The organism is Stenotrophomonas pictorum JCM 9942 (genome assembly GCF_001310775.1).
In the GTDB taxonomy this organism is placed as follows: Bacteria; Pseudomonadota; Gammaproteobacteria; order Xanthomonadales; family Xanthomonadaceae; genus Stenotrophomonas; species Stenotrophomonas pictorum.
This window is the reverse complement of sequence record NZ_BAZI01000825.1, coordinates 1-520: the sequence shown is the minus strand read 5'-3', so window position 1 is coordinate 520 and position 520 is coordinate 1. Positions and strand designations below refer to the sequence as shown.

At 68.5% G+C, this 520-nt stretch carries 1 protein-coding gene; it reads left to right on the top strand.

What is annotated here, in order from left to right; translation table 11 throughout:
- A partial coding sequence (locus JCM9942_RS17895) for a flagellar hook-length control protein FliK (RefSeq protein WP_172675224.1) occupies positions 1-520 on the top strand: 520 nt, incomplete at both ends.

Below are 520 nucleotides of genomic sequence, written 5' to 3'. Positions count from 1 at the left end.
CCCTGCGGCCCCCCCCCCGCCAGCGAAGCCGTCATCGACACCGTGCCCGGACAGATCGCATTGCCGGCCAATGCCCCGCCCATGCAGGTGGAAGAGCGGCAGGAAACGCCCACGCCAGTGGCATTCCAGCAGATGCTGCAGAGCATGGCGACCGCGGAAGCACGCACAACGGCCGCACCCGTGGTCCTCGCCACAAGCGTCACCCCGGATGTGAACAGTCCGGAGTTTGAAGACGCCTTCGGGGCCCGCATCGGTTGGCTGGCCGACCAGAAGATCGGCCATGCCCATATCCGCGTCACTCCGCACGAAATGGGGCCGATCGAGGTGAAGCTGCAGCTTGATGGCGACCGTCTGCATGCCAGCTTCAGCAGCGCCAACGCCGACGTGCGCCAGGCGCTGGAGAGCAGCCTGCCAAGGTTGCGCGACATGCTGGGCGAACAGGGGCTGCAGCTGGCCCAGGCCGATGTCGGCCAGCAACAGAGTGCGCCGGAACGCGATGCGGCGGGCCCGGACGCCGGCG